Source organism: Butyrivibrio sp. AE3003, from assembly GCF_000686065.1.
Lineage (GTDB): Bacteria > Bacillota > Clostridia > Lachnospirales > Lachnospiraceae > Butyrivibrio > Butyrivibrio hungatei_A.
On the sequence record NZ_JMLX01000001.1, the window covers coordinates 3,392,655 to 3,419,265 of the forward strand.

Below are 26,611 nucleotides of genomic sequence, written 5' to 3' on the forward strand. Positions count from 1 at the left end.
TCGGGTTTAGTGTAAGAGCACTAACAGTTTTAAAATGTTTTTGAAAAATTTTAGGAGGATATTTTAAATGGCAAGAGTTAAAGGCGCATTGAATGCCAAGAAAAAGCACAATAGAGTATTAAAACTTGCAAAAGGATACAGAGGAGCAAGATCAAAGCAGTATAGAGTTGCAAAGCAGTCAGTTATGAGAGCACTTACTTCTGCATTCGCCGGACGTAAGCAGAAGAAGAGAGATATGAGATCTCTTTGGATTACACGTATCAATGCTGCAGCTAGAATCAACGGTCTTTCATACAGCAACATGATGCACGGTCTTAAGCTTGCAGGCGTTGACATCAACAGAAAGATGCTTGCAGACCTCGCAGTTAACGATCCTGAAGGATTCAAGACACTTGCAGAGCTTGCAAAGACAAAGATTGCATAAATTAAAACATGCGTTGATAAAACGATATTGTTGCGATAGAATAAAGAAGTCTCGAAAGAGGCTTCTTTATTTTTTTGGAGGTAACACAAATGTCAGTATTAGAGAACTTAGAACCCAAAGAGGTTTTTCATTTTTTTGAGGAGATATGTAAGATTCCGCACGGCTCCAGAAATTTGGAGCAGATAAGTGCTTTTCTTGTTAATTTTGCAAAGGAGAGGAATCTGGAAGTAATATCTGACGATGAGCTTAATGTCATCATCAAGGCACCTGCTTCTAAGGGATATGAAGATAGGGAACCTATTATTCTTCAGGGCCACATGGATATGGTTGCAGTAAAAGAAGATGACTGTGATATAGATATGGCAAAAGACAGCCTTAGGGTGAAGACTGACGGAGAATATATCTGGGCAGACGGTACAAGCCTTGGAGGAGACGACGGAATAGCGGTTGCGTATATTCTTGCACTCCTTGATTCTAAGGATATACCGCATCCTCCGCTTGAAGTTATCATCACTACCAACGAGGAGATTGGAATGATCGGTGCATCGGCGCTTGATCTGTCTTCACTCAAAGGCAAGAAGATGATCAATATAGACAACGAGATTGAAGGCGAATTTATTACAAGTTGCGCAGGGGGGGCAACATTTATTTCTGAACTTACGGTAAAGAGAGAGAGCATTTCCGGTGTTGAATGTAAGATAGAAGTACTTGGTCTTAAGGGCGGACACTCGGGAGAGATGATCAAGTATGAGAGAGGAAATGCCAATATCATATGTGCTAGGACTATGCTTGAGGCAATGGATGTTGCGGAGCTTCATGTAAAGAACTTTGGCGGCGGAATGGCCGATAATGCGATTCCATTTGCGTCAGCTGCAAATATTGTTGTTCCTGAAGGTGATGTTGCCAAGATAAAAGAAAGTGTTGAAAAGACGCTTACAGATGTCAAAGGCGAGCTTGATCTTAAGGATCCAAACGTTGAGATAACATTTAACGAGATTGGTAAGACAACAGCAGAATGTATTGATAAAAAGGATGCTGAGAGATTTCTTAAGATGATCATTGCAATGCCAAACGGCCCTCTTGCGATGAGTGCCGCTGTAGAAGGACTTGTTGAGACTTCTGTTAACCTTGGTATTGTGGAAACAAGCAGTGACAAGGCAAAGACTGTTCAGTCACTTAGAAGCAGTGTTGAATCATCCAAGGCAGTTCTTGTAAAGAAACTTGAAGTTGTAGCGGAGTCTTTTGGCGGCAAGACAACTATGGAAGGCATCTATCCCGGATGGAAGTACAGATGTGATTCTCAGCTCAGAGACCATATGGTTGACGTTTATAAGAAACTGTATGGAAAAGAGCCTGTTCTTCATGCAATTCACGCAGGACTTGAGTGTGGTATCATCAGCAATAAGATAAAAGATCTTGATTGCATATCAATCGGACCCGATATGGCAGATATTCATTCCACAAAGGAAAAACTGTCTGTTAAGTCTGCAAAGAATGTATGGGAGTACTTAAAGGCTGTACTCGCATGATCAAGTAAGATGCAGAGCTATCGCATGTTTGCCATATAATGTGAAAAACTCGGGGGACTGTCGCATGGATGATATAAAGGAAAGAATCATTGACGAGACTATAATGCGCTTTAGCAGAGAAGGACTTAAGTTTACGCTGGATGAACTTGTAGACGGAATGCATATAAGCAAGAAGACGGTTTATAAGCAGTTTGGCAAAAAGGCCGATCTTTTAAAGGCTGTTATCGATTACGTGTTTGAAGGAATCAGGGAAAAAGAGATTGAGATAATCGATGATGATTCCATCGATCTTGTGCAAAAGATAAAGCTTGCTATAGTATGTCTTCCTGATAAGTACAAAGATATCGATTTCAGAAAAGTTTATCAGCTTAAGACCAAATATCCTGACGTTTACGAGTATTTGATCTATAGGATAGAGAATAGCTGGGATAACGTCGACAGGCTTCTTATCAAGGCTATGGAAAAGAAATTGATCAAGGATATGCCCCTTACTTTCGTCAGACTTATATTTATAGGATCTATTAAACAGCTTATTGCATCCAGGGAGATGCTTAAGGTGGGACTTAGCTTCAGCGAGATCATGGAAACATCGATAGACGTTATAATGGCCGGAATTCTTATATAAGTATAAAGAGTTCAAAATGATACTTGCTATAAATGAATGTGTGCGCTAAAATGATTTTGCACAATTTATTGAATTATAATCAGCTTTATTGAGTAGAGCGTTTAACGAGATATTGTGTTTGGAACGGAGAATATATGAGTAAGTTAAAAGATCTGTTCTTTGGTAGCGATGAAGAACGTAGCAATAGTGAAAGTGAGGAGATTAAATTGGCAAACGAAGAAGTAAAGAACGAGTCAGGTGCAGAGGCACTTGTTACAGCAGATATGCTTGTCGGAGACCTTTTGGTTAAGCATCCGCTCGCGTCACAGTTTTTGATGGAGTGCGGAATGGGATGTATCTATTGTCCCGCTTCACAGATGGAGACACTTGCTGAGGCTTGTGCAGTACATGGTATTGACGGTGAAGAGATTGTAGATGCGCTTAACGACTATCTTATTGAGCATAACGCATAAGATATCAGCGTAACGTCCGTGTGAGCAGAATATGTAAAAAAATAAGGATAAAAACTTTCGGCGTATCACCGATAAGTTTTTATCCTTTTATTTTTCTTAGTTTTCTTTTTTGGCAGGAACCTGAATCTTGAAGTACTTAACATTGGCTGTAAGCTCTTCGGCAATCTGCTGGAGGTCTTTTGCCTGATTTACAACAGATTCCATATTGGTATCAAGTTCCATGAGAGATGCGCTTGTTTCCTGAGTGGAAGCGGCGTTCTCTTCGGAGATACTTGAAAGGGACTCGATGGAGTTAAGGATGTTCTCCTTATCGGAGTTCATTGTCTCTACGAGAGTAGCAATCTGCTTGTTTCCTTCCTCGGTTTCCTGAAGGAGTCTTAGCATTTCATCGAAGGAAATACTCATCTCTTCAAGGGCTGTAGCTTCATTTGTTGTAGCGGCCTTGATGCTCTCTGTAAGTTCTTTGTTAGTGTTTGAGTAGTCGGTGATTGTTGAGAGCATGTTGGTGATCTCGCCTGCAAGAGCGTTTGTATCGCCTGCAAGGTTCTTGATGTTATCGGCAACGACTGCAAATCCTTTTCCTGCTTCGCCGGCTCTTGCGGCCTCAATTGAAGCATTGAGCGCAAGGAGGTTTGTCTGGCTTGCGATTGAAATGATGGATTCTGCGGCTGTCGAGATCTGTTCAACTACATTTGCGGTCTCGTTAACTGACTCTGCAACACGTCCGGCCATTTCGTCTGTCTTCTGGTCCTGAATCTTGATCTGCTCAAGCTGTTCTTTTACTTTGACAGATTCATTGTAAACAAGGCGGCCTTTTTCAAGGTTGGAGTTTGCTGAATCAAGCACGCTGTCAACAGAAGAGCCGATGTTGATCGTGATGGTAGAAGTGCTCTGAACATCTTCAGCCATAGCTGTTGCTCCCGATGCAAGATCGTTTACTGCGGAGCTGATATCGGTTGTGGTTTTCTGCGAGCTTGTGATTGAATCTTTTGCAATCTCAGCTTTGCTGTTTACGCTATCGGCATGAGTAATGACTTTAAGGAGTGCGTGTCTGAGTTCGTGTCTCATTCCCTCAAGAGAAGCAGCGATATTATTAAAGTCTTTTATAATGCTGTTGGGTCTTATCTTGGTAACAAAGTCTCCCGTAGCAACGTTCTTAACCGCAAGAGAGATACTCTTAAGGTTGTGTACGATGTTAAGGAGCATGATGATAGTAAAGATAAAGAGTGCAGCTGCGATCGCGCCGAATATTGTTGAGCTTACGATGATACTTCTGTTTATTGAAGCGTTGTTCATCTCTTTCTCATCATTGGCCCATTTCTCGGCAATCTGAGTCATCTCTGAGAGATAACCTCTGGCAATCGCGTAGTCATCCGTGAGCTTCTTGATCTCGCCGGATCCTGCATTGTACTCATCTGAGCCGGATCCGATTGTCTGTTTGTAATCTTCCTGCCATTCTGCGAGAGCGGCAACAAATGAATCATGAGTTGCTGTAAAAGTTGCTCCGGAATCTGAAGTTATAGTGTTATACAAATATGAATTGGTCTGGGCGAGCCCGTTTGCGTTTTCAACTCTGCTTGATGTCTGGTCGATGCAATTCTGAGTGTTTTCCATATATCCTGTAAGGACACTCATATTTGCATACTTAAATTCTGAAAGGTAGCGACTGATTGAAAGCATTGCCTCGTTCAAGTCTTTGTCTGCATTTACAAGCTCAAAATTTATTGTATATAGCATGTCATAATAAATCTTCTCGTCGGTCTTCTCAATGTTCTTCATCTGCACATTACTGAAAATGATGCTACCGATCAACGCTATTATAAGCGGGATAGTGACCATTAACAGCACAGCAGCCATGCTGGCGTGGAACTTAGGTGTTCGTTTTTCCTTCATAGAAACAATTACCTCCGTGTCAGTCTATTATACAAATATATCGGCAATTTCGTTAAAAAAGTTTATACTTTTTTCCTAATCTTTATGCTTTTTTTTCCAAAATCTTATCCAGTATAGATCGCCGTGTCACCTCAATTTCTTCCCAGAATTCCGATGCAGACATCCTTATCGCACCGGCACTGAATACTATGACTTGCTCGATTGCGTCTGAAGTGGCAACAGTCACCCTGTATTTCTTACTGAATTCGTGAGCAGCCTTTTCAATGTACTGATCGGCTGTCTCAGCTTCTTTTGTGTATATCACTGTAAGGTTATTTAGTTTTTCAATGTGCTCTTTTCCGCCGGGTACCTTATAGGCGTCAAATATAAGCAGGACTTCTTCACGCCTGTATCCTTGGAAGTTGGACAGCGTATCTATGAGTGAGTCTCTCGCGGCCTTGAGATCGTGTTTGGCAAGATCTTTTAATTCCTTTGATGCGTGGATCACGTTGTAGCCATCGACCAGAAGATAGTGCTTTGATGCTTCGATTGCTGCTTTTTCTGCTGCGGTGGCGTTTCTGTGCTTATCGCGTTTTTCTTGTTCGATATCAAGGTCTCTGTTTTTTTCGGCCGCAATGCTGTCTGCTGAAGCAAGTACGGATCGGTCCTCAGTGTAGCGAGGCTTTATGGTTCCGTAGGTTCTTTCAAATATGGACTTTAGTTCGTCTTCGGCGGCGAAATAGTCTTTTTGTTTTTCTGCAAAAGAGCGTGTATCTTCAGCGCTTCTGCGCGTATTTATCTTCTTTAGGGCTTCGAGGTCGAGGCCGTTTGTAAGATCTGTTACTGCATCGCTTTTTGCTAAATCGGGCTTTCTTGCGTCCAGATGCATATGATCCGGAACTTCATCCCATGAGATCAAGGTTGCCGCACCGTGCATACAAAATACGGAAGAAGAGGGATTGTCCGGATCAAGGTCGGGATCGTAACCTGATGAAGCAATAACTTCTTCTGCGTTGTGGCAAGGGCCGTAGCCGCTGAGCGTGGTGTAGATATGGCCTTCGCCTTTGGTATATGCGGATAGTTCCTGCGCGTAATTACCGAGACATGCTGCGGGGACAGTTCCCGTAAGAATTGATTTGCCGCCTTCAATATCGGGCAGTCCCACGGTTCCGTTCATCATTTGTATGTCCGTGAGAGCCCTTCCTACAGTTTCTTGCGGAAGTTCCATTCTGTAATCGAGTATCGGTTCTAAAAGAACTGAATCTGCCTGCATCAGTCCCTGCCTTATTGCGCGATAGGTGGCCTGCCTGAAATCACCGCCCTCTGTGTGCTTTTCGTGAGCCTTTCCTGCTATGAGCGTGATTTTCATGTCGGTTATCTCAGAGCCTGTAAGGACTCCGCGATGCTTCTTTTCACCAAGGTGCGTAAGGACCAGCCTCTGCCAGTTAAGTGCAAGGTCATCGGTCGGACAGTCTGACGAAAAGACAAGACCGCTTCCCGGTTCTCCGGGTTCAAGGAGAAGATGCACTTCGGCGTAGTGGCGGAGCGGTTCAAAATGACCGACGCCTTCAACGGTATTTGCTATCGTTTCCTTATATACGGTGTGTCCGGGGCCAAACTCCGCGTCGATGTTAAATCGGGTCTTTAGCATGTGACGAAGGATCTCTTTTTGCACTTCACCCATTATCTGAATCTCAATCTGGCCGGTTTCTTCAAGAGAAGTCACCTGAAGCATAGGTTCTTCCTCTTCGAGAACTTTAAGCTGCTTAAAGACGGGAACGGGATTCACATCTTCGGGAAGAAGGAGAGTGCAGGATAAAATGGGTTGCAGGATTTCTGAGACATTACTGCCTTCCAAAATGCCGAGTCCTTCGCCGGCTCTTGTCCCTGTAAGGCCTGTTACGACGCATATCATTCCGGCATAGGCACTTCTTGCAGGCTCGAACTTTTCGCCCGAATAAAGTCGTATCTGATCGACTTTTTCGCCGCGAATACTGTCTCTGACGTTCAGGACGCCGCTTGTGATCTTGATGTGAGTCAAACGGTTTCCTGAATTATCTCTGCTTATCTTATATATCCTGGCTCCGAATTCTTTTGGCGTACCGTCAGGGTTTTCAGCTTCGCAGGTCATACTCGGAGCTGCCTTGCAGATAAGGTCAAGGAGCTGTTGTACGCCGTCCGCTTTAAGGGCTGAGCCAAAGAGAATCGGGAAGCACTTCCTTTTATGAATGAGATTGCTAATGTTTTCCTGAGTTATCTTTTTACCATCAAGGAAACTTGATAAAAGCTCTTCGTCACACATGGCGAGTTCTTCAAAGAATTCATCTTCAGGCACACTCTCATCAAAAGAGATGCATGAGGATGAAAGTGTTTCCCTGATCTCAGATGTCACCGCACCTACATCGGTTCCGGGTTGGTCCATTTTGTTTACGAAGATCACAGTCGGGACACGGTAATGCTCAAGGAGCTTAAAAAGCATCCTGGCCTGTGAAGTTACGCCGTCCGGTGCGCTTATTATGAGCGTAGCAATGTCAAGAACCTGAAGAGTTCTTTCCATTTCCGGAGAAAAATCTGCGTGTCCCGGAGTGTCAAGCAGATTAAAGCGTATGTCGTTGTAATCAAAAATGGCTTGTTTGGAAAAGATTGTAATTCCGCGTGATCTTTCGAGTTCGTATGTATCAAGAAAAGTATCTTTATGATCGACTCTTCCCGGCTTTTTAATACGGCCGGCAAGATACAAGAGACTCTCAGAAAGGGTAGTCTTACCCGCGTCAACATGGGCAAGTATGCCAAGGGTCACATTTCTTTTCATATATCACATCCTTAATTGTTTCATATAGTAATGTTACTATTTTTTGTTCAAAATAAGCAATGGATTACATTATTAAATTGTGTGCAACTTGCAAATGTTTTTCACAGAATGTACAATAATTTGAAAGTAAATAGCAGTTTTGGGGTAGGAGGTAATTGCAATGAAAATTTGTCCAAATTGTGGGAAAGAGTTAGCAGATGACGTAAAATTCTGCGAGAAATGTGGCTGCTCTTTAGAGCCATATAACCAGAATCAGGGAGTCGATCCGAATGCTTTTCAGGATGGTGTTGCACCACAGATGCAGCCCGGATTTAATCCGAACGGGCAGAGCTTTAACCAGTTTGCTCCTCAGTATACAGCATTTGATCCAAAGGATCACACTTCTGACTATGATAAAAGGGATATTGCAGATAATAAGATATTTGCAACCCTTGCATATATAGGATTTATGGGCATGATCATAGCTCTTTTGGTAAATAATTCACCGTTTGCAAGATTCCATGCAAGAAACGCAGCTATGATCGAAGTTGCAAATATTATTGCAGCAGTTGTCTTCATCGTTCCGTTTATCGGATGGATTGCATCACCCATCATGCTGATCGTACTTTTTATAGTAAGGATCGTAGCATTTGTGAGAGCGCTCAAAGGAAAAGCTATAGAACTTCCGATAGTTTCCGATATAGGTTTCCTTGCATAATTTGAAACGGTAAAAAATCAGGCGAGCAGGTGTTTTTTGATAAGGCACCTGCTCGTAGTGGTAGGAGAAAAAATGGATAAAAGAGAATTGGCAGTTCAGTACAAACACAGTGGATGCAATTGTTGTCAGGCTGTTCTGAAAGCGTATAAGGATGAGCTTAAGGTTCCGGAGGAACTTCTTATGAAGATGGGCTCGGGATTCGGAACGGGAATGGGATGCCTTGAAGCCACATGCGGTGCTCTTTGTGCGGCAACAATGGTTGCGGGGCTAAAAAACGATACGACTACCCCGACTGTAATGACGGCAAAAAAGATGCTTGCAAGCTTTAAGGAAAAGTCCGGAGCCACTATCTGCAAGGAACTCAAGGGAGTGGAGACCGGAAAGGTGCTGTGCGACTGCGATGATTGTGTAAGACACGCGGTTGAGTGCATAGAGGAAACAAAGGAGCAGATGTGCTGAGCCATGCCTCGAAAGCTTTCAACATATTTAAAAGAAACATACGGTGAAAAGATATACAGACTTTCTCTTTCATCAGGTTGTACGTGCCCTAACAGGGATGGCTCAATAATCACTCCGGACGGAAAAAAGCTGACAAAGGGATGTACTTTTTGTTCTGAGCAGGGCTCTGGTGAGTTTGCGGCAAAGATCGCACCGATCGCTGTCCAGATAGAAGATGCAAAGGCAAGGATAAGGCAAAAGACTGATGCAAAGAGCTTTATCGCGTATTTTCAGTCTTATACGAATACCTACGGAGATGTCGGGCGTCTTTCCAAGCTCTATAACGAGACTGTTGACAGGGATGATATTAAGATTCTTTCCCTGGGAACAAGACCCGACTGCCTGGGAGATGACGTAATGGAGATGCTTGCAGCTCTTAACCGCAAGAAGCCTGTGTGGGTGGAACTTGGACTTCAGACGATACATGAAGAGACCGCCCGAAAGGTTGACAGGGGTTATGAACTTAAAGTCTTTGAAGATGCGTACAATAGGCTTAAAGAAGCCGGCATAACGGTCATAGTGCATGTTATTCTGGGACTTCCGGGTGAAACAAAAGACGATATGCTTTCGTCGGTTAAGTATCTTGCGGAGCTTGACCCCGTACTTGACGGCATCAAGATTCAGAATCTTCAGATATTGAAGGGGACTTCGGTGTATGATGATTATATGCGCGAGCCGTTTCCTGTGATGTCAATGGAGGAGTATACGGATCTTGTGCGTGATTGTATAGCTCTTTTGCCCAAAGAAACCGTAGTACACAGGATGACGGGAGACGGGCCGAGGCGCCTTCTTGAGGCACCGTTGTGGAGCCTTGATAAAAAGAGAGTTCTCAATATGCTGAACAAAAAGTGTAATGAGATTATTTCTTAAGCATGATGAAATTTAGGTTTATTTAAGGTACGGGATATAAACTTTAAAATGGCTTTTTTTGTGGACAATATAAATGTGAAAGGTTAAAGGGGGACATATGAAAAAGAGACTGGTAGCGGCTTTAACTTTGATGGCAACAATTTTTGCAACTTCTTCCTGCAATAATAATTCCAAGGTTTTTCAGCCCGGTGATGATACGGCTGAGGAAGTTTATGCGGACGAAGCGAGCAAAAATCTTACACCCGATCCCGATTCAGAGATCACTATCACTGCGTTTAAGTGCGGAAAGGCCGATGCTTTTCTTTTAAGAACGGCGAATCACACTGTTGTAATAGACACGGCGACAGATAAAAAGGGCGACAATTTCCTTGAACTTATCGATGAGCAGGGGATAGATACCATAGATGAGATGATAATCACTCACTTTGATCAAGATCATGTCGGCGGAGCCGATCAGATAATAAAAGCCAAGAATATAGGAAAAATTTACACAACATATCTTTCAAAGGATTCCGATGATATAACCGAATATTACAAGGCACTCAAGGAAAAAGGGTACAAAGATCTTATTGTAAAAGATGTTATTTCTTTTAAAGAAGACGGAGTTGTGTACACTATCTATCCGCCTGAATCAATGAATTATAAGAGCAGCGTCAGCAATAATTCATCCCTTGCAATCAAGGTGCAGTGCGCCGATAAGACTATGCTGTTCACCGGAGATGCGGAAGAGGAGCGTATCAACGAACTCATCTCAATTGACGGCCTTGAATGTGATGTTCTAAAAATGCCGCATCACGGTCGCTTTAAAAAGAATCTTGATGAATTTATAAAGCGCGTCACTCCTAAGTACGCAATCATCACAGCAAGTAAGAAGGAACATGAGGATGCGGAGACGATTAATGTTTTGGAAGCTGAAGGTGTGGAAACCTATATCACCAGAGGCGGAGATATAACCATTAAGATGAACGCCAACGGCGTAACGATAGAGCAGAGCAGTAAGTGAGGGCCTTATATAGCGCTTGGGGCGTGCGGGCATAGGCTCTGTAGTGCGTAGTTCTCGGACGAGCAAGATGATTATCACTATTTATAAAAACAGGAACCGCTAACTTTTCTGAACAACATGAAAGGAAACGGTTCCTGTTTTTATAAATTCATGATAATCACTGCGCAGCCGAACACAAACATTACAGAGCCTATGCCCGCACGCCCCAAGCGCTATATAAGGCCCGGATTTACTTTATTTTCACGGCAGTTCCGTATGCAACGATCTCTGCTGCACCCTGCATGACTGCGGATGAGCCGTAGCGAACACCTACGATTGCATCGGCGCCAAGACTCATAGCCTCATCAACCATACGCTTTGTGGCAATTTGCCTTGCTTCCGTGAGCATCTCAGTGTATCCCTTGATCTCACCTCCGACAAGTGTCTTCATGCCGGCCATAAAATCTCTTCCCAAATTCTTGGACTGCACAACAGTTCCTTTTACAAGGCCGAGAGCCTCAATCTCTGCTCCGGGAATGGTATCAATACTTACTAGCTTCATCTTCTTCTCCTCCTTCGATTTCCTTAAGTCTTTGCCTTAAAGCAAGAATACAACCAACTATTACAGCAATGCCTACAAACATGATCACAATGAACAGAGGCATCGGGGTTCCGTCACTTACGCTTACTGTAAGGAAGAATATTATGTAAGCAACCATCATAGCTAAGAATACTGCAGCTGCCAATAAAGCTCCTATTTTCTTTTTCTTGACATCTGTTTTGGAAACGTTCATGAACTTTCCACCCCTTTCTTCGATCTTATGCATTTCTTCGAGATATTCTTCTGCTTTGAAATCAGAATAATCAGGATTCTTGTCTTTTACGGAATCACACAGTTCAATCGCACTTTCCAAGGATGTAATCTCGCTTTTTAAGTTACTGCTCTGTTTTTCAAGACACATGCTAAGTGATAGTTCTTTTTCCTGAACTCTGCGAATGTCCTCCAGAGGAACGGAAAGCTTTCTTAGGAATTTGATCTTCATAAGCTCATCAACATCCTTAAGAGAATATTCTCTGTATCCGTTTTCGGGATCCCTCTCCGGAGAAAGAAGACCTTGGTCTTCATAAAAACGGATATTCTTTTTGGTGATACCAACAAGTTCTTCTACCTGACTAATCTTCATTGATGTTTCTCCAATCGCATTGAATTCTCTGCTGATATAAGGAAAATACACCTTCCATAAGGTGGAAGGTCAATACTTTTTGTGATTTTTTATAAAATCTATTATACAATGCAGCGAAAGCGTACCTTTATTTTTTTTATCAAAAATAGTAAAATCTAAAATGTTATGGATTTGTTTGACTATATGCGTGAAAACAATATGGATAAAGAATCTCCGCTTGCCGCAAGAATGCGCCCGAGAACCTTGGATGAGGTGGTGGGACAGCAGCATATCATTGCAAAAGACAAGCTTCTTTATCGTGCAATTCAGGCAGATAAGCTAAGTTCCATAATACTGTACGGACCACCCGGAACAGGAAAGACCACGCTTGCTAAGGTTATAGCGGGTACTACGAAGGCTGAGTTTACTCAGATAAATGCTACCATAGCGGGCAAAAAAGATATGGAAGAGGTCGTTAACAAGGCTAAGGATAACCTTGGAATGTACGGCAAGAAGACCATTCTTTTTATAGATGAGATCCACAGGTTTAATAAGGGGCAGCAGGACTACCTTCTTCCGTTTGTTGAGGACGGAACGGTGATACTTATCGGAGCGACGACGGAAAATCCTTATTTTGAGGTGAACGGAGCTCTTATATCAAGATCGGTTGTTTTCGAACTTAAACCGCTTACGGCAGAAGATATAAAAGTGCTTCTAAACCGCGCCGTTACCGATAAAGAGAGAGGAATGGGCGGTTATAACGCTGTTCTTGAAGATGATGCTGCAGATTTTCTTGCAGATCTTTCTGATGGAGATGCAAGGCATGCGTTAAATGCCATTGAACTTGGCGTTATGACAACAGAGCGCAGCAGCGACGGCCTGATACATATAACCAAAGAAGTGGCAGAGGAGTGCATTCAGCGTAAAGTTGCCAGATATGACAAGGACGGCGACAATCACTACGACACTATATCTGCTTTTATAAAGAGTATGCGAGGTTCGGATCCGGACGCTGCGGTCTACTATCTTGCAAGAATGCTGGATGCCGGAGAAGACCCTAAATTCATAGTAAGGCGAATGATGGTATGTGCTTCCGAAGATGTAGGAAACGCCGATCCGCAAGCTTTACAGGTGGCGGTTGCAGCTTCACTTGCAGTTGAGAGACTCGGCATGCCGGAAGCGCGTATAACGCTGGCTCAGGCGGCAAGCTACATCGCTACGGCGCCTAAGAGCAATGCGGCATATCTTGCTATTGAGAATGCACAGCATGCGATCAGGGAAACGGGAAATCTTCCGATTCCGCCGCATCTTCAGGATGCACACTACAAATCGGCCGCAAAGCTTGGGCACGGCCTTGGATACAAATATGCCCACGATTATCCGGACCATTATGTTGAACAGCAGTATCTGCCGTATGAGCTTAATGGAAAGGAATTTTACAACCCGACGGGAAATGGCTACGAACTTAAGATAAAGGATCATATGAAGAAACTAAAAAACAGAAATAAAAAGGGAGACTGATGAAAAAAAGAAAGCGCAGGATGCGAACCGGTAAAGGAAGTACAAGAAATCAAAGAATCCGGCGAAACAGAAGACTGCTTGCCTTAACAGGAATAGTTACAGCCTTTGCGCTTGTTTTTGTTACTGTATTAGTTGTAACTTTGCTAAAAAATGTATATAACGGAGACGATTCTGAGCCGGAATCTTTTCTTGAGACTATTGAAGTAGCACATGATACTACCAATAACGGAAAGCATGAGTATTTAAATCAGGATATTATAAATTTCATAACGGGATCGGGGATGACGGTTACGGAAGCCCTTATGCAGAGACCGGAAACAATTGAACTTACGCCCGAGAACACTGCCGAATTTGCCAGCATCAACAACTGCGCTATCGTGGATGATGACAAAATCCAGATAGAAGCGACTTCTGCGGGAATACCGGCAAGTGATGACAAATACTATTATATTTTTGAACAGGCAACATATGAGGACGGTCTTGCAGAAGGTGCAGAGCCTCTTGACAGGATATATAAGGGTGAAGAGGCACAGTTTAAGCTTAATCTGAAAAAAGATTCTGCGGATTCAAGGCTTTTTTCCAAGTTTACACTTGCTGTCAGAAAAGACGGAGGTTTTGTCGGCATAAGCCACCCCAAGTACATTACAAATCCCGAAGCGTGCGCAAGGCACAGCTATGGCGGGATGGAGCACAAGTCGATAAAGGGAATTCTTCCGCATCCGCTGAAGCTTTCCGAACTTCCGGATCTCGGAGTGAATTATTGTTCTTACAATATTCCTCTTTCGCATATACTTACGACTTCCGGCGGAATTGAGTATGATTATGGCGGTAAGGTTTATCATTTTAACTCGCAGATAATGAATGATTATGATAATCTGTTCCAGAAGCTAAATGGAATGGGGATAGACATAGCTGCTATCATATTAAATGATGCCAGCCCTTCAACATATCCCGAGATTACTCATCCGGATGCCCGAAGCGGCTCAACTGCACCGTATTACATGTTTAACGCTGCAGATGAAGGCGGTGTAAAAGCACTTGCCGCTATCGGAAGCTTTTTGGCGGGAAGATATTCGGGAACCGGCCATGGCAATGTAAGTATGTGGATTATTGCCAATGAGGTCAACGCCAGAAAAGAATATAATTATATGGCAAAGACCGATGTAAATACTTATACAGCGGCATTTACAAGAGCATTCAGAGTCTTTTACAATGCTATAATGAGCGAGAATTCAAGCGCTAAGGTATACATTCCCATTGACCAGCGCTGGACATATAATACGGAAAAGACAGGTGATTATGACGCAAAAGACGTTATAGATATATTTGCGTCGTCCATATCAAATTACGGAAATATAGACTGGGGACTTGCGGCTCATCCGTATTCTTTCCCCAACGGAAATACGGCGTTCTGGAATGCATCCAGGTACGTAAATCACACGGAAACAACACCTACGATAACAATGGATAACATCGAGGTGCTTACTAATTATATGCAAAAAGATTCCATGAGGGATACTTCGGGAAATGTTCGCTCAATAATTCTGAGTGAGCTGGGATATTCATCTACATCCGGAGAAGATGTTCAGGCAGCGGCATTTGCCTATGCTTATACCAAAATGGAAAAAAATGGCCATATCGACGCGCTCATGCTGTCCAGGCAGGTTGATGCGCAGGAGGAGATATCGGCACTGGGGCTTGCGCTCGGCCTTGAAAACACGGGCGGAGGACACAAGAAGCTATATGATGTCTTCAAATACATTGATACGGACAAACGAAACGAAGTCGTGTCGTTTGCTTACAGTATAGTTGGAAAAGAGTTTTGACAAGAGAGGAGTAGTACTATTATGACTAACGCTGAGAAGGCACTTAAAATGCACGAGGAATGGCAGGGAAAGCTTGAGACACTTTCAAAAGCTGAGGTGAAATCAAAAGAGGACCTTGCTATTGCATATACACCCGGAGTTGCAGAACCATGTAAGCTTATAGCTGAAGATAAAGAGCTTGCTTATAAGTATACTATCAAGTCCAATACCATCGCCGTAGTTTCTGACGGTAGCGCGGTTCTTGGACTTGGAAACATCGGACCCTACGCAGCAATGCCGGTTATGGAGGGAAAAGCAGTTCTTTTCAAGGAGTTTGGAGGCGTGAACGCAGTGCCTATCTGCCTTGATACTCAGGATACAGAAGAGATAATCAAAGCTGTTACATATCTTGCACCGGGATTTGGCGGAATCAACCTTGAGGACATTTCTGCTCCCAGATGCTTTGAGATAGAAGAGAGATTAAAAGAGACACTTGATATCCCCGTATTCCATGACGATCAGCACGGAACAGCCATCGTTGTTCTTGCAGGTGTTATCAACGGACTTAAGGTTGTCGGAAAGAAAAAGGAAGACTGCAAGGTAGTTGTAAACGGTGCGGGAAGTGCCGGAATAGCTATCACAAAGCTTCTTCTCCGTTATGGATTTAAGAAGGTTATCATGTGCGATAAGTCCGGAATCCTCAGCAAGACATCACCCGATCTTAACTGGATGCAGGAGAAGATGATGGATGTGACCAACCCCGATCAGGAGAACGGAACACTTGCCGATGCTCTTAAGGGTGCAGACGTATTTGTCGGTGTTTCGGCTCCCGGAATCGTTACAAAAGAGATGGCTCAGGGAATGAACAAAGATGCGATCATGTTCGCTATGGCAAATCCTGTTCCCGAGATCATGCCCGATGTTGCAAAGGAAGCAGGAGTAAGGGTTATCGGAACGGGAAGAAGTGATTTCCCCAACCAGGTAAACAACGTTCTAGTTTTCCCCGGAATCTTCCGCGGTGCGCTTGAAGGAAGAGCAAAGCAGATCACAGAGGAGATGAAACTTGCGGCTGCAACTGCACTTGCAGGACTTATCCCTGATGATGAGCTTAATGATGAGAATATCCTTCCTGCAGCTTTTGATGAGAGAGTAGCAGATGTTATTTCGGCAGCTGTAAAAGCTCACATTTGAGTAGTGTAGTGCTTTGCCGGCAACTGCCGGAGAGGCACGCCGGCTCGTTTACTATAGTACTTAAGATGGAGGCATCACTGTGAGCTCACGGTATCTTACTTTATACAAAATGATCGTTCTGTACATGCTAAAGCGCTGCGAGGTACCTCTTAGCAAGTCGCAGATCTATGACTTTATATTGGAAAAAGAATATACGACGTTCCTGACGCTTCAGGAAGTATTTGCGGAGCTTGTTTCATCGGAGCTTATCGTAGAAAAAACTATGGCAAACAGGACATTTCTGGAGATAACTGCCGAAGGCGAAGAGACGCTCAAGTTTTTTGGCAACAGAATTAATCCGTCCATCAGGCAGCAGGCTGATGAATTCCTCACAGCGAACAGCCTGAAACTCAGAAATGAAGCCTCCATACTTAGTGACTACAGAAAAACAGGCGACAAGGAGTACACTGCTCAGCTTGTAGCTATGGAGAACGGAAAGTGTATCCTTAACATATCAATTCCCGTTCCCACCGAAGAGATTGCACAGTCAATCTGCGATAAGTGGCAAAAAAAGAACGAAGAGATCTACCACTACCTCATCGAAGAACTGATGATGTGAATACTGCAGGTAGCACCATATGGTGAAACAGGCAGTATTCTCAGGCCATTGTTGCTGCGATTGAAAAATGCGAATCGCTGTTTTTTCTGCTCATATCTTCGGGAATAAAGAAAAGAGCAGATGTGTGCAAGATAAATGTACTGCCTATCTTCGAGATATTTCATGCATGAGCAGGAGATATGCTCTTTCACTATATTCTGATTGACACCGTTATTTAGGATTGTTATAATAAACATCGTGCTTTAGGGCATGCGCTGTTGTAGCACAGTCGGTAGTGCGTCGCATTGGTAGTGCGGAGGTCACGGGTTCGATTCCCGTCAGCAGCTTAGAGAAAGTCGCTTTTGGCGGCTTTTTTGTTTGAGTAGATTCATTCATAGACAGCCCGGCCCCCAAGGGAATTAGGTCTGAAAGTCGATAACTTTTGGCTTCACAGTAAGGGTATAAGGCGGATTTTTGCTGTATTTACAGATGTTGCAATATTCAAGAGCAATAAAAAGACTTAAGATTTCATTCTGTTCTCGCTCCAATTGTTTGAGCCCATTTATGGGCGAGTTTTGGAGCGAAGAATGAAAGCTTAAGTCTTTTTATGCCTTGAATATCAACATATGTAACAACAAGAAAATTCGCCTTATACCCTTACTGTGAAAACAAACAGCTACAATTTCAGACCTGATGCCATTGGGGCTGGCGTTAATTGGGGACAAAAAGGGCTGCCACACAAAAGTGCGACAGCCTTAAAATTAAGCGTCAATTACTGACATATAGTAGGAGTAAAGACTCTTGTATGTTGAGTTGTTGTAATGAAGCCCGTCACCGGTTGAGAAACCGTTCTGCTTTAAGTAAGAGTAACCGTCTATCCAAGTGACTCTAGGATCAAGCTGTGACTTGAGCTTTGCGTTGAATTTTTCTATCTGCTCGTTAGAAACTGTCTTGCAGTTCTTTACGGGAGTTACTGCTGCGTAGTAAACCTTGATTCCGGCAGCTTCCCATGAATCGATGTTGCTGTTTACAAGTCTGATGTACTTCGATGCGTTTGCAAGATCGTTTACGCCAAAGTTGATTACCATTACGGTTCCGTTTCCGGCGTAATTGGGAATCTGGGGAAGAGCAGTGTTCTTGAACCAGCTGTAACCTTCACCGACCTTGGCAACATATGCCTTATCGGTTGAACCTACGGCAGTTTTAAGCTGAACTGTTCTTGAGTCTCCTACAAAAAGAAAAGGCACGCCGGGGATTCCGGTAGATACATAATCCTTGCTGACATATCCTATTCCGTCTTTGTATGCTATCTCATACCAACCGCTGCCTGTTTCGCCTGTTACTGTGATCTGTGCGCCCCATGAGAGTTTACCGATCTTATCACACTGAATTCCCGCTCCGTTTCTTACATTAACGGTAGCTGATGCGAACATGTTCGCAGGAACTTCATAGTGTACAACCACGTTAGGGTCGATAGGTTCTACTGAGGAAGATGCTGCAGCCGAACTTTCATCTGCTATAGCTGAGCTTCCTTCGATAGAAGCTATTTCAGGCTGAACCGAAACGCCTTCTGTTGAAGCGATAATCGCTTCCGTTGCCGAAACCTTGATCTCGTCCGTTGCAAATGCTGCGCCGCATACGGCTAATGATGCGACCATAAGTGCACCGGATACCAGTATTAAGTTTTTGTTTTTTTAGATTTTTTAATTTCATATCTTCACCACTCATAATTCTATGAAATTTTACATGAGGTTTAACAAGATGTCAAATTTGACTAAAAAGCAACAAACTTTTATAATAAAGCATTAGTTGGTTTTGCGCTTGAAACAGGCGCTTTTGGTATGATATAAACATACTATATTATATAGGAAAATTTATATATATAGTTGATTGGAGAGGTTATGTGCGGAATTATTGGATATATCGGAAAAAAGAGCACAAAAGACATTTTATTGGACTCACTTGAACTTTTGGAATATAGAGGATATGACAGTGCGGGAATAGCCCTTTTCCCTGATGGAGCGAAGGGACCTACTGTAAATAAGGTTGCCGGACGAGTTTCCAAATTAAGAGAAGTATGTGTCGGCCTTACAGATGAGGCGTGTGCAGGAATAGGACATACACGTTGGGCTACACACGGTGGCGTCAGCGATGAGAATGCCCATCCCCATCAGAATGGCAGAGTAACACTTGTACATAATGGAATTATTGAGAATTATAAGGAGCTTGTAAAAGAGTACGATCTTAAGGGGAAGCTTATTTCAGAGACAGATACTGAGGTTGCTGCCGCAGTTTTGAATTGCCTGTATGACGGAGATCCTGAAAAAGCTTTAAGAGATCTTGTTTCTCAGCTTAAGGGAACATTTGCTTTTGCGGTTATTTTTGCTGATCAGCCGGGTAAAATATATGCGATCAGAAACGTAAGTCCCATCGTTGTTGCAATGACTGAGCATGGCGCAATGCTTGCTTCTGATGTTGCGGCTCTTGGCGTACATGCAAAGGAATATGCATTCCTTCCCGAGTATCAGGTTGCGTGCCTTTCAACTAAGGGAATTGTGGTTCATGACGAGAAGAGACATGAGATTCCTCTTCAGCTCATGACTATTGACTGGGATACAAGTCGCGGCGGTAAGGGCGGCTATGCTTTCTATATGGAAAAAGAGATCCATGAACAGCCCGACGCCGTAAAAGATACTTACACACCTCATATTGTAAACGGTAGCACTTCATTTGAAGCAGAAGGCATTCCGAATTCTCTTTTCAGAGATAATCAGAACATTGTGGTTATTGCCTGCGGAACAGCTATGCATGCGGGACTTATAGGCCAGCAGCTCTTCCATACACTTGCCAATATCCACACTGATGTAGCGGTGGCTTCTGAGTTTACATACACTAATCCCGTTATCAAGCCCGGAACTCTTGTTATCGCGGTTTCACAGTCAGGTGAGACGGTTGATACTATCGAGGCTATTAAGTATGCAAGAAAGAAAGGTGCAAAGGTACTGTCAATTGTAAACGTAAAAGGTTCAACGATTTCAGATATCAGTGATTACTGCATCTATACACATGCAGGCCCTGAGATCGCTGTTGCAAGTACCAAGGCTTTCACCAGCCAGCTTACTGTTTTCTATCTTCTTGCAATCCATGCGGCAAGACTTAACGGACTTGTTTCAGAGGAAGAGAGCAGCAAGTTTTTGAAGGAACTTCAGAGAGTACCTGAAGTTATCGGTCAGATTTTGGAGAAAAAAGAATTCGTAAAGAAGATGACAAGTAAGTTCCTCCTTTCAGAGAACGCATTCATGATTGGAAGAGGACTTGATTACTCACTTCTTCTTGAAGGTTCGCTGAAACTTAAAGAAATATCATATGTTCATTCGGAAGCATACGCATCCGGTGAGCTTAAACACGGAACAATTGCTCTTATTACGGACGGAATACCTGTAGTTGCGCTTGTTACACAGAGTGCGATTGCATCCAAGGAATACTCCAATATCAGAGAGGTTCAGTCTCGTGGAGCCAGCATGATCCTTATTACCAGAGAATCTCTTTATAAGGACATGAATATCCCTGAGGATGATACATTTATACTTCCTGAGATGGATGATATGTTCATGCCGTTCCCTGCAGCCGTTGTTATGCAGCTCATAGCTTATTACACATCATATACAAAGGGATTTGATGTTGATAAGCCAAGGAACCTTGCTAAGGTTGTTACGGTTGAGTAATTGATATATACCATGTTTTTTGAATCTAGAGAGTTTTGGCGATTTATACACAAACTTGTATTATAATTGCCAAAACTCTTTGTTTTGTTTTTTGTTCTTATTGAGTGGACGAGGTTGAATTATTATGAATGGAATAATACAGGAGAAAAGAAGCTTATTCGGAGAAGCTTCTTTTTATAGAAATGCATTAAAGATTGCGGTACCCATCATGCTCCAGCAGCTTATCCAGAACATGGTATCGCTTATCGACAATTTCATGGTATCGGGACTTGGAGACGTGTCCATGTCCGGAGTTAACGTCGCAGGCCAGATACTGTTTATTTTTATGGTGTTTCTTAATACCATCTGCATGTCGGGAGGAATATTCCTCACACAGTTCTTCGGGGCAAAAGACAAGGCAGGAATGCAGCAGGCATTCATCTTTAAAGTGTTTATGGGACTTTCTGCGTTTATACCTTATTTTCTGGTGTGCAGAGTCTTCCCCAGGCAGTTCCTGTCGCTCATGCTCTTAGGAAATACGCAGGCGCCTTTTATTCTTGATGAGGCGGTAAAGTACATCCATATCATGTTCTGGATGGGACTTCCGATGACTTTTTCTGTCTGTATAGCGACATCTTTGAGAGACATGGGAAGAGTAAAGGCACCGCTTATTGTAACTATAATCGCTACGCTGACCAATACTACGTTTAACTACCTTCTTATCTACGGAAACTTTGGTTTCCCGGCACTTGGCGTAAGAGGAGCGGCTGTTGCGACCGTTATAGCAAGAACACTGGAATTTGTTATCTTCACAGGCATATATATTAAGGTGAAACCTGATTTTGCTATCGCATTAAAGAGCGGTATTAAAGTTGATTTCCGTCTCTTTGGCGAGATATTGAGAAAAGGAGCGCTTATGCTCTTCTGTGAGATGACATGGGTGCTTTCTGAGACTGTAAATACCGCTATTTTTAACAGCAGAGGCGGAGCGGAAGTAGTATCCGGAATGGCAGCGGGCTTTGCTATCGCAAATCTCTTCTTTGTGGCATTTGGCGGAATTTATTCTGCTACAAGTGTCATTATGGGCAAGACACTTGGAGAAGGTAAGCTTGAAGAAGCGCGCAAGCAAAAGAATTGGCTTTTGTCGGGAGCATTCGCTTTTGGATGTGTAATGACGATTGTTGGTTTCGTGACTACACTTATCGTGCCGGTTGTATACGGAAGATTGAGCGGCGGCGCTATAGACATATGCAGAAGAATGGTTATTGTTCTGTCGATATTTATGCCTATATGGGTATATATCAATGCTCAGCAGGCGGTTGCAAGATCCGGAGGCGATACCAAGATGGGCGCGTACGGAGATGCGGTAATAACTTTGGTCGTACTTCTTCCTATGATACTTATCCTTGGTAAATACACCGATATTGGCCCTATAGAGCTCTTTATATGCGTAAAACTTGTTGATTTTATCAAAATCACTATTTTCCATTTCTGGTTAAAGAAAGAGAACTGGCTCAACAACCTTGCAATAGGTCATGCTGAGTAAATTACATAAAAGGAAATATACACAATGGATCTTATCAAGAAATTTATACCTTATTACAAACCCTATATCGGAGTGTTCTTGTTCGACCTGCTCTGCGCAACGGTGCTGTCTGTGATAGACCTCGTTTTCCCGCAGTTCATAAGGATACTCAGAGAGACACTGTTTCTTGAAGAACCTGAGATCATAATGAAAAGAATTTGGATCATAGGACTTTTTTTGCTTGTTCTGTATTTCATCAGATTCCTGTGCAGGTGGTACGTGACCTACTGGGGACATATGATGGGCGCCAAGATGGAGTCCGGCATGCGAAAAGAGCTCTTTGAAAGGTTTGAAGCATTCTCTTTTTCATATTATGACACACACAATACGGGCGAGATGATGAGTAAGCTGGTATCGGACCTCTTTGATATATCCGAGCTTGCGCACCACGGCCCCGAGAATATATTTATCTCTTTTGTGAAAATAGTCGGTTCCTTCATACTTCTGATGCGTATAAACGTGCCAATGACGCTGTGCCTTGTGTCTGTTGTGCTTGTCATGGCGGTATTCTCTGTAAGCCGTAACAGGAAGATGAGAGCGACGTTTTCCGATAACAGGAAGAAGGTTGCGGGAATTAACTCATCCCTTCAGGATACGCTCGGCGGTATCAAGGTCGTGAAGTCCTTTACGGGAGAGGAGATTGAGGAAAAGAAATTTGATAAAAGTAACCTCGCTTTCCTTGAGTCAAAGAAGGACAATTACAAGCAGATGGCGCTTTTTCATTCGGGAAACAACTTCTTCGAGGGACTATTGTTTGTGACTGTTATTGTGGCCGGAGGTGTGTTTATTGCCAAAGGACAGATGACGGTTGAAGATATGGCTATTTATGCGCTCTACATCAACATATTTATCAATCCGGTCAATGTACTTGTTGAATTTACGGAACAGCTTCAGAAAGGTCTTGCGGGCTTTGGAAGATTCTGCGAGGTCATGGAGACGGAACCGGAGATTGTTGATAAGGATGGGGCAAAAGAGCTTACACACGTTGAGGGTGTTATCGATTATGAGGACGTTTCTTTTGCTTACGGCGAGGAAGAAAGCGTCCTTGACCACATCAGTCTACATGTTGAAAAAGGCAAGAATATAGCTATTGTAGGTCCGTCAGGCGGCGGAAAGACAACGCTTTGTTCACTTCTTCCAAGATTCTATGATGTTACGGGCGGAAGTGTTAAAATAGACGGAGTTGACATTCGTGACGTAACTCAGAGATCTCTTAGATCATTTATCGGAATTGTGCAACAGGACGTGTATCTCTTTAACGGTACGGTTCGCGAGAATATTGCCTACGGAAAGCCTGATGCCACGATGGATGAGATACGAGAGGCAGCTGAAAAAGCAGACCTGACGGGCTTTATAAACACCCTGTCAGATGGATTTGACACACTTGTCGGTGAAAGAGGAGCAAGACTGTCAGGTGGCCAGAAACAGCGAATTGCCATCGCAAGAGTGTTTCTTAAGAATCCTCCGATACTTATCCTCGACGAGGCAACGAGTGCACTCGATAACGAGAGCGAGAGATATGTTCAGGACAGCCTTGAAAAACTCTCGGTTGGAAGAACAACCATCACGATCGCACACAGACTTTCTACAATCCTTGGCGCAGACGAAATCATCGTCCTTGGAAGCAACGGCATAGAAGAACGTGGAACTCACAAGGAACTTTTAAGGACAGGCGGATTGTACGAGAAGTATTACAGAATGCAGTTTGAGTAGATTGAATAAATAATCAATGTAGTGGTCATTCGTTTGAGGGATGTCACTTGAAAAACAGACTTTGGCGATTTATAAGCATTTTTAAGCGTATAAATCGCCAAAGTCTTATTATTTTGACCGCTTTTGGCGACTTATAGATGGGAAATGACTATTAAGGATTGCCGCTTCCGAAAATAAGTTCAAGTATATCATATTGATACATGAATACATTCCTCCTTTTGTTTTGAGATGACAGATTGCATTATATTACAATTCGATTAGCAGAGAGTATATCATTGAGTAAACTGCGGCTATCTTGAGTGTATGGAAATGCGATTATAGATAAATGATTTTAAAACCATAATAAAGCAAAAGTGTTATATAGGAATTTTTATGATATAATCTTTTAAAAATGTAGCTATTTACTTGATTATAGGGGGCATATGTAATGGATATAGGTACATTCAATATTGCAATATGTGATGATGATAGAGAGTTGCACAACGAAATAATCGGGTTATGCAACTCATTTTTTATTGATAAAAAAGTAAATTATAAGGTTTACTCATATTATTCGGGAGAAGAGATTATAAAGGAGACTGACAGGCATATTGATCTCGTTTTTTTGGATATAGAGATGGGCGGAATCGACGGATTGTCTGTAATGGAAAGACTTGAAAAGATGCCTAATGTTTTAAATATAGTATTTGTATCCAGTCATCATGAATTTGCCGGAGATGCATATGGATATAAGACATTAGGGTTTATCCAAAAGCCGATAAAGGAAACTGATTTTAATGCAAGGATTCAAAAGGTTTATAAGAGAGTGATATCTGATGCATTGGTAGTTTTTTTCGGACAATTGTGGCGACTATCATATTCGCAAATCGGATATTATATATCTTAAAGCGGATTCGAATTATTGTGATATACATACTATACAAAAGACAATAGTTACTTCTTATACATTAAAAAAGTGCGAAAATATTCTCGGAGGGATGCCGTTTCTTCGCGTGCATAGATCATATCTTATTAATGTAAATAAAATATCTAATTTATCCGGCGCTTATATTAACTTGATAACAAAAGAAAGTATACCGATTGGGAAAAGTTATAAAGACACTGCTTTAAGAAGTTATAGACAATATTTGTATGAGGGGATGAGTGTATGAAGGATCTTTTATGGGCCGCAGAATATAGTTTGTTGGATTTATTGAAATACTTTTCTTTTTTTCTTATTGCATTTAATTTTCCAATTTACAAGAAGAAAATATCTGTTCCAATTTATTTTGTTTTTTCGATGTTATGTTGCCTTTTATATTTTGAAATCCGTGGAGGAGATAGATGGCTTAGTGGAATTCCGAATCTTTGCTCCATTCTTTTTGTTGTGTTAATAGAGAAAGGAAAAAGGGTTAAGGGGCTTATATACATGGCAGTATCTTGGATAATTATGGATTTACTATCAACATTATCTAAAATGCTCTTTTATGCCATGTTTGAAGATGATTGTTATTTATACGGAGCACTTGTCGGAAGACCTCTTTGGGATAAGGTATTGGTTTTAATTGCTCCTATGATATATCATTTTTTAATGAATATTATTATAAAAAGGAAGGTAGACTATTATCTTTCTACTTCACAACTAGGAGTGATTTTTTCGAGCTTTATTGGAGGGCTTTTTATAATTCCTGCATTGGGGAAAATGGTGAGAAGAAATGAGTATGATCCAAAGGCTTACGTTATTATATCTTTTGCTATGCTGGGACTATTGTTTCTATTTATTGCTGTTATGGTATGGCAAAGCTTTGTTGTAAATAGAAATAATAAGATGAAGCAAGACGAAATCAAGTATCAATATATGCTTAAAGCTCAATCAGATTATTTTGACGGTTTAAAGAATGATCAAGAAAAAGTGCGAAGATTTAGGCATGATGTTCGTGCACATATTACAGCACTACAAAAATATCTTGACGAAGGCAATACTGAAAAAATGCAGGAGTATCTAGCTTGTATGCAAAAACAAGTTGACATCGACCAAACTAAAAAGTATACGTGCAATATGGCTGCTGATGCTGTGATTAATGATCAAACAAAAGTAATGCAGGACAAAAACATAAAGTTCCAATACGAGGGCTGCCCAAAAATTAGAGAGGAAATAAGCGATTATGATCTCTGCACAATTTTTTACAATCTTCTCAAAAATGCTGTAGAAGGTTGCGAAAAGGTAGGATGTGATGAAAAAAGTATAGATGTCAAGGTCGTAAATAATGGAGAGCAACTTCTGATTAAGGTGGAAAATGATACGATAATGAAAGATAAAGTCATTGATGGTGATGTGCTTACCACAAAGAAAGACATTAAGAATCACGGCTTTGGCATTAAGAGTGTAAGAACTGTAGTTAATAAGTACAATGGATTTTATAGTAACAAAATTGAAAAAGGAAAATTCATAGCTTTTATAGCTTTATGAATGATTTTGTGAAAGCTTCGGTAGTAAATCTACCGGAGTTTTTTGTTTACTCAAGATACCCTGCGTTCACTCAAGATGTATTGAGTGAGAGGAATTATACAATTATCATTAATTGTTGTGGAAGTCTAAATGAAAAAGAAAC

At 42.1% G+C, this 26,611-nt stretch carries 23 protein-coding genes and 1 tRNA gene; 19 read left to right on the forward strand and 5 right to left on the reverse strand.

The genetic code is table 11. The features are described from left to right. Positions 1-67 precede the first annotated feature (67 nt). From rplT to CD00_RS19950, 4 genes are all read left to right on the forward strand, one after another. Positions 68-424 (forward strand): 50S ribosomal protein L20, encoded by a 357-nt coding sequence (gene rplT, locus CD00_RS0116260; protein WP_026656925.1) that lies wholly within the window; start codon positions 68-70, stop codon positions 422-424. Between the two features lie 89 nt (positions 425-513). After that, the gene (locus CD00_RS0116265; protein ID WP_026656926.1) at positions 514-1,953 is read left to right on the forward strand and encodes an aminoacyl-histidine dipeptidase; all 1,440 of its coding nucleotides are present in this window, start codon (positions 514-516) and stop codon (positions 1,951-1,953) included. Between the two features lie 64 nt (positions 1,954-2,017). Continuing rightward, entirely contained in the window at positions 2,018-2,578 is a 561-nt protein-coding gene (locus CD00_RS0116270; protein ID WP_026656927.1) for a TetR/AcrR family transcriptional regulator, read from the forward strand. Positions 2,579-2,712: 134 nt separating this feature from the next. Continuing rightward, positions 2,713-3,030 (forward strand): DUF1858 domain-containing protein, encoded by a 318-nt coding sequence (locus CD00_RS19950; RefSeq protein WP_026656928.1) that lies wholly within the window; start codon positions 2,713-2,715, stop codon positions 3,028-3,030. Between the two features lie 96 nt (positions 3,031-3,126). Here CD00_RS19950 and CD00_RS0116280 read toward each other — a convergent pair whose 3' ends face one another. Both CD00_RS0116280 and CD00_RS18875 read right to left on the reverse strand, forming a co-directional pair. Continuing rightward, positions 3,127-4,923, reverse strand: coding sequence for a methyl-accepting chemotaxis protein (locus tag CD00_RS0116280; RefSeq protein WP_026656929.1), 1,797 nt, complete (start codon positions 4,921-4,923; stop codon positions 3,127-3,129). 82 nt (positions 4,924-5,005) lie between these two features. Beyond that, positions 5,006-7,714, reverse strand: a complete 2,709-nt coding sequence (locus tag CD00_RS18875; RefSeq protein ID WP_051594264.1) for a translation factor GTPase family protein — start codon at positions 7,712-7,714, stop codon at positions 5,006-5,008. Positions 7,715-7,874: 160 nt separating this feature from the next. On the opposite strand from CD00_RS18875, the gene CD00_RS0116290 reads away from it, so the two are divergent. The 4 genes from CD00_RS0116290 to CD00_RS0116305 all read left to right on the forward strand — a co-directional run bounded on the left by CD00_RS0116290 (position 7,875) and on the right by CD00_RS0116305 (position 10,782). Continuing rightward, on the forward strand, positions 7,875-8,411 hold the full coding sequence (locus CD00_RS0116290; protein ID WP_026656930.1) for a DUF4870 domain-containing protein: 537 nt from the start codon (positions 7,875-7,877) through the stop codon (positions 8,409-8,411). A gap of 72 nt (positions 8,412-8,483) precedes the next feature. Further along, a complete protein-coding gene (locus CD00_RS0116295) occupies positions 8,484-8,870 on the forward strand; it encodes a C-GCAxxG-C-C family protein (protein ID WP_026656931.1) in 387 nt (128 codons plus the stop codon). 3 nt (positions 8,871-8,873) lie between these two features. After that, a complete protein-coding gene (locus CD00_RS0116300; RefSeq protein WP_026656933.1) occupies positions 8,874-9,779 on the forward strand; it encodes a TIGR01212 family radical SAM protein in 906 nt (301 codons plus the stop codon). A 97-nt stretch (positions 9,780-9,876) separates the two neighbouring features. Then, a complete protein-coding gene (locus CD00_RS0116305) occupies positions 9,877-10,782 on the forward strand; it encodes a ComEC/Rec2 family competence protein (protein ID WP_026656934.1) in 906 nt (301 codons plus the stop codon). 229 nt (positions 10,783-11,011) lie between these two features. On the opposite strand, the gene CD00_RS0116310 is transcribed toward CD00_RS0116305, so the two are convergent. Together CD00_RS0116310 and CD00_RS0116315 are read right to left on the reverse strand one after the other, a co-directional pair. Beyond that, complete coding sequence (locus tag CD00_RS0116310; protein ID WP_026656935.1) at positions 11,012-11,323, reverse strand: YbjQ family protein; 312 nt, start codon at positions 11,321-11,323, stop codon at positions 11,012-11,014. After that, complete coding sequence (locus CD00_RS0116315; RefSeq protein WP_026656936.1) at positions 11,304-11,945, reverse strand: MerR family transcriptional regulator; 642 nt, start codon at positions 11,943-11,945, stop codon at positions 11,304-11,306. The genes CD00_RS0116310 and CD00_RS0116315 overlap by 20 nt, the downstream gene beginning before the upstream one ends. Positions 11,946-12,110: 165 nt before the next feature. Between CD00_RS0116315 and CD00_RS0116320 the strand changes: the two genes are divergently transcribed. The 5 genes from CD00_RS0116320 (at position 12,111) to CD00_RS0116340 (ending at position 17,365) form a co-directional block, all read left to right on the forward strand. Beyond that, entirely contained in the window at positions 12,111-13,445 is a 1,335-nt protein-coding gene (locus CD00_RS0116320; RefSeq protein ID WP_026656937.1) for a replication-associated recombination protein A, read from the forward strand. After that, entirely contained in the window at positions 13,445-15,271 is a 1,827-nt protein-coding gene (locus CD00_RS0116325; protein ID WP_026656938.1) for a DUF5722 domain-containing protein, read from the forward strand. The genes CD00_RS0116320 and CD00_RS0116325 overlap by 1 nt, the downstream gene beginning before the upstream one ends. Before the next feature lie 21 nt (positions 15,272-15,292). Next, positions 15,293-16,441: an NAD(P)-dependent malic enzyme gene (locus CD00_RS0116330; protein WP_026656939.1), complete on the forward strand. Its 1,149-nt coding sequence runs from the start codon at positions 15,293-15,295 to the stop codon at positions 16,439-16,441. A 79-nt stretch (positions 16,442-16,520) separates the two neighbouring features. Then, positions 16,521-17,039 carry a DUF4364 family protein gene (locus CD00_RS0116335; protein WP_026656941.1) on the forward strand — a complete coding sequence of 173 codons (519 nt, stop codon included), beginning with the start codon at positions 16,521-16,523 and terminating at the stop codon, positions 17,037-17,039. Positions 17,040-17,292: 253 nt separating this feature from the next. Next, positions 17,293-17,365: transfer RNA gene (locus CD00_RS0116340), tRNA-Thr, on the forward strand. 414 nt (positions 17,366-17,779) lie between these two features. Here the strand turns inward: CD00_RS0116340 and CD00_RS0116345 are convergent. Further along, positions 17,780-18,676 carry an SH3 domain-containing protein gene (locus tag CD00_RS0116345; protein WP_026656942.1) on the reverse strand — a complete coding sequence of 299 codons (897 nt, stop codon included), beginning with the start codon at positions 18,674-18,676 and terminating at the stop codon, positions 17,780-17,782. Between the two features lie 243 nt (positions 18,677-18,919). On the opposite strand from CD00_RS0116345, the gene glmS reads away from it, so the two are divergent. From glmS to CD00_RS0116370, 6 genes are all read left to right on the forward strand, one after another. After that, positions 18,920-20,743: a glutamine--fructose-6-phosphate transaminase (isomerizing) gene (glmS, locus tag CD00_RS0116350; RefSeq protein ID WP_026656943.1), complete on the forward strand. Its 1,824-nt coding sequence runs from the start codon at positions 18,920-18,922 to the stop codon at positions 20,741-20,743. 124 nt (positions 20,744-20,867) lie between these two features. Then, positions 20,868-22,268 (forward strand): MATE family efflux transporter, encoded by a 1,401-nt coding sequence (locus CD00_RS0116355; RefSeq protein ID WP_026656944.1) that lies wholly within the window; start codon positions 20,868-20,870, stop codon positions 22,266-22,268. Between the two features lie 24 nt (positions 22,269-22,292). Beyond that, positions 22,293-24,020 carry an ABC transporter ATP-binding protein gene (locus CD00_RS0116360; RefSeq protein WP_026656945.1) on the forward strand — a complete coding sequence of 576 codons (1,728 nt, stop codon included), beginning with the start codon at positions 22,293-22,295 and terminating at the stop codon, positions 24,018-24,020. 427 nt (positions 24,021-24,447) lie between these two features. After that, the gene (locus CD00_RS0116365; protein WP_026656946.1) at positions 24,448-24,906 is read left to right on the forward strand and encodes a LytR/AlgR family response regulator transcription factor; all 459 of its coding nucleotides are present in this window, start codon (positions 24,448-24,450) and stop codon (positions 24,904-24,906) included. Positions 24,907-24,928: 22 nt separating this feature from the next. Then, a complete protein-coding gene (locus CD00_RS21535) occupies positions 24,929-25,171 on the forward strand; it encodes a LytR/AlgR family response regulator transcription factor (protein ID WP_442856194.1) in 243 nt (80 codons plus the stop codon). Then, positions 25,168-26,469: a sensor histidine kinase gene (locus tag CD00_RS0116370; protein ID WP_026656947.1), complete on the forward strand. Its 1,302-nt coding sequence runs from the start codon at positions 25,168-25,170 to the stop codon at positions 26,467-26,469. Before CD00_RS21535 ends, CD00_RS0116370 begins: the two co-directional genes overlap by 4 nt. Positions 26,470-26,611 lie beyond the last annotated feature (142 nt).